7 protein-coding genes are annotated in these 6,306 nt (G+C 52.1%); 3 read left to right on the forward strand and 4 right to left on the reverse strand.

What is annotated here, in order from left to right; translation table 11 throughout:
* The coding region (locus tag H6F43_RS11010) for a PAP/fibrillin family protein (protein ID WP_242025510.1) at nucleotides 1-149 on the reverse strand (149 nt) is incomplete at its 3' end.
* Nucleotides 150-338: 189 nt separating this feature from the next.
* On the opposite strand from H6F43_RS11010, the gene H6F43_RS11015 reads away from it, so the two are divergent.
* Together H6F43_RS11015 and mraY are read left to right on the forward strand one after the other, a co-directional pair.
* A complete protein-coding gene (locus H6F43_RS11015; RefSeq protein WP_190342816.1) occupies nucleotides 339-572 on the forward strand; it encodes a DUF3134 family protein in 234 nt (77 codons plus the stop codon).
* 123 nt (nucleotides 573-695) lie between these two features.
* Nucleotides 696-1,790 carry a phospho-N-acetylmuramoyl-pentapeptide-transferase gene (gene mraY / locus H6F43_RS11020; RefSeq protein WP_190342811.1) on the forward strand — a complete coding sequence of 365 codons (1,095 nt, stop codon included), beginning with the start codon at nucleotides 696-698 and terminating at the stop codon, nucleotides 1,788-1,790.
* A 296-nt stretch (nucleotides 1,791-2,086) separates the two neighbouring features.
* Here the strand turns inward: mraY and H6F43_RS11025 are convergent, their stop codons facing one another.
* Nucleotides 2,087-3,133, reverse strand: a complete 1,047-nt coding sequence (locus H6F43_RS11025; RefSeq protein WP_190342812.1) for a fatty acid desaturase — start codon at nucleotides 3,131-3,133, stop codon at nucleotides 2,087-2,089.
* 413 nt (nucleotides 3,134-3,546) lie between these two features.
* Between H6F43_RS11025 and H6F43_RS11030 the strand changes: the two genes are divergently transcribed.
* Nucleotides 3,547-3,900: a DUF6464 family protein gene (locus H6F43_RS11030; protein ID WP_190342813.1), complete on the forward strand. Its 354-nt coding sequence runs from the start codon at nucleotides 3,547-3,549 to the stop codon at nucleotides 3,898-3,900.
* Between the two features lie 63 nt (nucleotides 3,901-3,963).
* On the opposite strand, the gene H6F43_RS11035 is transcribed toward H6F43_RS11030, so the two are convergent.
* Nucleotides 3,964-4,947, reverse strand: a complete 984-nt coding sequence (locus H6F43_RS11035) for a J domain-containing protein (RefSeq protein WP_190342814.1) — start codon at nucleotides 4,945-4,947, stop codon at nucleotides 3,964-3,966.
* A gap of 153 nt (nucleotides 4,948-5,100) precedes the next feature.
* A partial coding sequence (locus tag H6F43_RS11040; protein ID WP_190342815.1) for an Hsp70 family protein occupies nucleotides 5,101-6,306 on the reverse strand: 1,206 nt, incomplete at its 5' end.

Below are 6,306 nucleotides of genomic sequence, written 5' to 3' on the forward strand. Positions count from 1 at the left end.
AGCGACCCGGCTTCTACAGGTCGCGATGTGGGGTTATGGTCTTCCAACTGAGCGATCGCGGAGAGAATGGCTTGTTTTTTCGAGTCCGTTGCCAGTAACCCTCGATTTGTGCCTGCGATCGCTTCTAGCAGTGCGGCTTTGCCAATCATTTGTCCCTCCGTTCAATTCTGTCCTGACCGCATGAAAAAAATCTTGCAATTTTTCTCTATGGTGATACACTCTGGGTGTTTTCTTCCGTAGGGTTATGAATGTTGCTTCCAGATTGCATAAGATTTAAATAGAAAGAATATATTGGTTGTCTCCAACCTAGCTCACAACTCAATCTGACGCATTTTATGGTGTACAATCCCTCTCTTCGCGAAGAACCTCGTAGCCAGCGGGCAGCGGTCATTCCAATTAAGCAAGAATCCTCGATTCTGGACTGGTTGGAAAGCTCCGGTCGCCTGTTGGCACGGGACTCGACAGAATCGGACTTTCTTGACAATGAGGAAGAGATTGCTGACCTCATGGGCAGCGACGACGCCTCCTTTGATCTGGATGATGACGACGACGATCTGGATCTAGAGGACTAGAGTTCAGGAATCTGAGCGATTAGCGACCTCTTAATCGCTAATCGCGATTGATAAGAATTGTTTAACGTTTCCGAATTTCGACCGTTTGCTGGTGTGTGGTGTGTGGAGCGAAGCGAGAATCCTGTGGACGCAAAATTATTTTCTAGTCGATCAATTCAACTATCAGGGACGCTACTGTTAATTCTCCTATCCTTGGGATTAAGCGCTGCGGCATTTGTTGCAGATATGGCAGCAGGTCGCCCTCTCGGACAAGAGCTTTCCTTGACGTTGCCCCTCTGGGTTTGTGCCCTGGCAACAACGGGACTTGGTTTTTGGGTTGTTCCGCTGCTGCGATCGCTAAAAGCTGGACAGATTATTCGCGAAGATGGTCCTCAGACGCATTTGAAAAAGACGGGCACTCCAACAATGGGCGGTGTCTTTTTCTTGCCCGTTGCCGTTGGGGTAGCGCTGGTTTGGTCTGGGTTTTCGCCATCGGTCGTTGCAGTTTCTGCTCTAACGCTGGGGTATGGCGCGATCGGACTGCTGGATGACTGGCAAATTATCCGGCGCAAATCAAACAAAGGAATTTCGCCCCGCCTGAAGCTGATGCTACAAATCGGCTTTGGAGCGCTGTTCTGTCTATGGCTAATGGCAACTCAGCCGATTAACATCACGACGATCGCACTGCCGCTGGGTCTGTCGCTGCCGCTGGGTGCCTTGTTCTGGCTGCTGGCAGGATTTGCCCTAGTGGCTGAGAGCAATGCGGTGAATCTTACGGATGGCTTGGATGGCTTAGCAGGCGGTACAGCGGCGATCGCGCTGCTGGGCTTAGGTGCCTTAATTGCCCCCACGCATCCAGATTTGATGCTGTTTTGTGCCTGCCTGAGCGGGAGTTGCCTCGGCTTTCTTTCCCACAACCGCAATCCGGCGCGGGTATTTATGGGCGATACTGGATCGCTGGCGCTGGGTGGAGCGATCGCTGCCGTGGGGCTACTGACCAACACCCTGTTTGCTGTGCTGCTGCTCAGTGGTCTGTTTTTAGTTGAAACGCTTTCGGTTATTGCTCAAGTGAGCTACTACAAAGCCACAAAAGGACCCGATGGTATTGGCAAGCGCTTGTTCAAAATGTCGCCGTTCCACAACCACCTAGAGCTTTCTGGTTGGGCAGAAACGCGCATTGTGGCTGTCTTCTACACGATTGGTGGACTCTTAGCCCTCTTGGCGCTGGCGATTCAATAACCGTTCAGAAATCTACTAAAACTAACTGGGGTGAGGAAATGCTTCCTCACCCCAGTTAGTTTTTGTTTAGTTTTTGACAGGACTTACTATTTTGCTAAAACCTCGGAAGTTTAAGCGCATCTGTTTGGTTCAGGGTTCAGTCTTTGGTTAAAACCTCCGAGGTTTGCGTAAGTTCAGCTTGATTCAGCGCAGCAAATACCTGATACCAATCTCTAAATTTCAGCCACAGCTCAAAGCACTAAAACGTAGATAATTCCGAATTACAAATTGCGAATTCCGAATTGGTCCATCAGCGATTAGCTCTGCTTGTGAAAATCCCGAAACGACTGATAGTTTTCTTCAGGATGATAGATATGACAGCGATCGGTGATCGTCTGCATCAGCGACCACGAGAAGCGCGTTTCGTACAGAGAGCTGCCCCAGTTCTGCCGCAGGCTGTTGTGTGCTAGCCGCAGATTGTAGGAGGGAATCGCAGTCGAGAGGTGGTGAGGCACGTGGACATTAATGTGGTGGCAGAGCAACTCTACCCCCGCAGGGTAGTCACAGTGCACCGTGCCAGACAATTGCGCCTTCACTTGATTCCATTCTGCAGGCTCCTGGAAGCCAATTTCGGGAGCGGTGTGATGCACCAGGGTAAACGTGCTCATCCAGAAGTGGTAGACCAACCAGGGCATCAGCCAGAATTTGACAAAGCCTGCTAGCCCGGTGGTAGCAATCAGGAGCGGAAAGGCGATCGCCGCAAACCCGACCACCACCGCGATCGAGAGCTTGATCTTGTTGCGGTCCTTGGAGGCAAACTCCTCTAAGTTGAAGTGTAGTCCTGCCCAATGAATAACGGAAGCAAGCCACCAAAAGCGACCACGTAGCGTTTGGTGGGCACGTTGGACTAGCGTTCCCAGTTCTTCATAGGCATCGGGTCTAATGGGCTGCCACGCATTATCTACATCCATTTTATTGGTGTGGCTATGGTGCTTGTTATGCAGAATCCGCCAGCTGTGGAACGGATAAATCAGCGGCAGCATGAACAAGTGCCCGACTAAATCGTTTACCCAACGCCGCTTGGCGAACGATCGATGCCCACAGTCGTGCCCAACCACAAATGCTCCTGTGAGGGCAGTTCCGGTAAAGATCCAGGCAATCGGAAGCAGAAACCAAGGCGCGATCGCGATGCCTGCATATCCTAATCCCACCATAAGGATTGTAAGTAGGGCAGCGGACCAAGCTTTGCGTCGATTTTTCTGGAAGCACTCTTTGGGCAGGGTCTTGAGGATGTCTTTCAGTTGCAGATGGGCTTCTGTAGAAGCACCACTCAAGTCATTGGGTCTTACTGGCGATAGCGTCATGAACGATCAATTCTCTCCAAATGTAGAAACAGAACCCACTCACACAAAAACCTGCTACGGATAGAGGATGAGTTCCATAGCAGGGCTTACCTGGCCTGATTGGACTAGCTGTGTACTGAGTTGCTTGCGTACTGCTTGAGGCAGTTTCCCTTAATAAAACTTCGATATTTATATCATATGCCAGAGATCAGCGTCCCAAAAGCCGTTGAAAACTCATGACCAGTTTTTAGTTGATGAAAAACGTTAGCGCTTTGGGGGGCCTTAACCGTCCGCGATCGCCTGCCGAGTAGCGCTTTCAGCGATCGTCGAGAGTTAATAGACGCTAAAGCCATCAGGGAAACGGGTGAAGTGAGCTACTATCGAATAACTGCGTAAGCCACACCGAATAACTGCGTAAGCTACACGATACATTTATGGAGCCATCTTCTCTGCTGACAGAGGTGATTCTGACTCATCCACAGCGATCGCTGGGCACCGTTCAACTGGACTGGGCACCTCAACCAGGAGCTTACCTTGACCTTGAAGGAAAGACGTATACGGTTCTAGAGCGGCACCATCGGTATCAATTCAGAGGAGGACGCTACCGTCTGCATCGGATTGCAATTTATGTCCAGAAAGCACAGCGTCCCCTTGAAAAGAATTTAGTGGATGGACGCTGGGTGCTAGGAGATGTGACTTGCCGCTTTAATGCTCAGTCGGAACTGATCTGCTGCGCCGTCAATCCGATCGGCCCCTGCCAAGGGTGCCGAGATTACGAGAGCCGCTGATTGTCCATAGCCGTCTATCCTTCAGCAGGTTCTGGCAATCAGCAAAACCTGATTAAGTTGAACTTACACCAGCAGTTCGGCGCGAGGATTGAACGTTTCCATCTGCCGCAGTTTTTCGTAGAGTTCCCGCTCTTGGTCAGTTAGGTCTTTGGGAATGACGATTTGAATCTCAACAATCTGGTCGCCTCGATCGTCCCCGTCCTTCGGGTAGCCTTTGTTTGCCAACCGCAGGCGCTTTCCAGTGCCGACTCCAGGAGGAATGGTCATTTTTACCAGTCCATCCAGCGTCGGCACTTCAATCTGCCCGCCCAGAACAGCCTCGCTAGGGGTAATGGGCAACTGACAGCGGATATCTGTGCCTTCCAGCTTGAAAAACGGATGCGGGTCTACTTCAATCTTCAAATACAAATCGCCCCCCGCAACGCCCTGACCTTTTAGCCGAATTCGCTGCCCCGTGATCATGCCGCTGGGCATGGTTACTTCGAGCGATCGTCCGTCTTCTAGCCGAATTCGTTCGCGCCCACCCACGTAGGCTTTTTCTAGCGGCACTGTCAACCGCGCTTCTGCATCACGACGCGTGGGGCGGGAATATACCGTCGCTGTTTTAGTCGTACCTGGACGAAACGCCTCGCGGCTGCTGGAGCCGCTCGTAGAGCTACCCGACTGCGCAGTACGACGATTGAGCAGTTGGTCTACGAAAGCGTTAAAGTTATCAAACTCTGCAAAATTGACGGTATCGCTGGACGCACGATCGCTGCGTCCGTTCCAACTGCGCCCAGTCGATCGCCCCGCTGCTCCTGCTCCATTTTGGAACCCTCGCTGCTGCCAGAACCGACCAAACTGGTCGTACTGAGCACGCTTGTCTGCGTCGGAGAGAACCTCATTCGCTTCGTTGAGCGCTTTAAACTTCTCCTCGGCATCTTTATCGCCAGGATTGACATCCGGATGATACTTCCGCGCTAATCGGCGAAAGGCGTTCTTAATCTCATCAGCCGTCGCGTCTTTTGAGACTCCTAGAATGTCGTAGTAATTCCGAAAGTTTTGCATGGAGGGTTGGGTAATAGTTATGAGTTATTAGCTGTTAGTTGTTAGAGGGCTTGGCTAACGACTGACAACCAAGAACTGATGTCGGGTTAGTGGCTTGGTCATTAGTTACTAGGCAGTTTGTCCAATAATTAATGATTAATCACTAATCACTTCTTAAAGCCATTCATCATCGTCATCCCAGTTGTCTTGGTAGAGGTTTGGACGATTCCGCGACGGGGTACCCTCGCGGGTTTCGCGACGGGGGCGCGGGGAGCGGCGATCGTCGCGGTCCAAGCGGTCATCCAATCGATCACGACTGGCTGAACGATCGCTGGCTGGGCGATCATAGCGGTCCTCGCGGTCCTCACGGTAGGAGGAGCGGCTATCGCGAGGGGGGTCCTCATAGCGGGGACGATCGCCGTAACGATCGTTGCGTCCAGCATCGTTAAGGCTGGTGTAGTCGCGTCCGGTGCCGTAGCGATCGTTGCGTCCAGCATCGTTAAGGCTGGTGTAGTCGCGTCCAGTGCCGTAGCGATCGTTGCTGTAACGATCGTTGCGTCCGTCGTAGGAGTCACGGTTGCTGTAGCTATCGCGCCCACCACCGCCATTATCGCGTCCGCCACCGCCATAGCTGCCGTAGCCGCTATCGCCGTACTCATTGCGGCGATCGTAGTCGTAGTAATCGTCATCGTCGTCGCTGAAGAAGCTCTTGATTGCCCCAAATAGGCTATCTTCTTCCTCTTCTTCTTTGTTGCGCTGGAAGACTTCCCGGTTTAAGTCGTAGAGGGCGTCCTGCAAATCTGCCTGGAAGCGATCAATGCCGCGCTCATCGTTTTGGGTCAGCGCCTCGCGCAGTTGGTTGCTAGCGGCCTCGATGCGCGATCGATAGCTGCTGACAAACTGCATGCCAAAGTCTAGCGTGGCTTCTCGAATCTGCCGTTCTGCTTTTAGAATCAGCGACTCAGAATCATTGCGCTTTTGGACTTTTTCTTTCTTGAGACGATCGGTTTCGGCATACTCTTCGGCGTCGCGCATCATTCGTCGCACTTCTTCTTCACCCAGCGTTGAAGCGCCTTGAATCGTGATGCTTTGCTCACGTCCGGTCGTGCGATCCATCGCGGCGACTTGCAAAATACCGTTTGCATCAATATCGAATGAGACTTGAATTTGGGGAATGCCTCTGGGCGCGGGCGGAATTCCAGTCAGCTTAAAGCGACCCAACGACTTGTTGCCGGCTGCCATTTCCCGTTCGCCTTGCAGCACGTGGACCTCGACCAGCGTTTGATTATCTTCTCCCGTCGAAAACACGTCGGATTTGCGAACCGGAATTGTTGTGTTGCGGGAGATCAGCCGCTTCATTACGCCGCCGATCGTCTCTAG

It is taken from the genome of Leptolyngbya sp. FACHB-36 (genome assembly GCF_014695955.1).
Classification (GTDB): Bacteria; Cyanobacteriota; Cyanobacteriia; order Leptolyngbyales; family Leptolyngbyaceae; genus FACHB-36.

What these genes read in the sequence shown, in the direction of transcription:
- H6F43_RS11025 (WP_190342812.1), bottom strand. Translation starts at nt 3,133, where the DNA reads ATGACGCTATCGCCAGTAAGACCCAATGACTTGAGTGGTGCTTCTACA.
- H6F43_RS11030 (WP_190342813.1), top strand. Translation starts at nt 3,547, where the DNA reads ATGGAGCCATCTTCTCTGCTGACAGAGGTGATTCTGACTCATCCACAG.
- H6F43_RS11035 (WP_190342814.1), bottom strand. Translation starts at nt 4,947, where the DNA reads ATGCAAAACTTTCGGAATTACTACGACATTCTAGGAGTCTCAAAAGAC.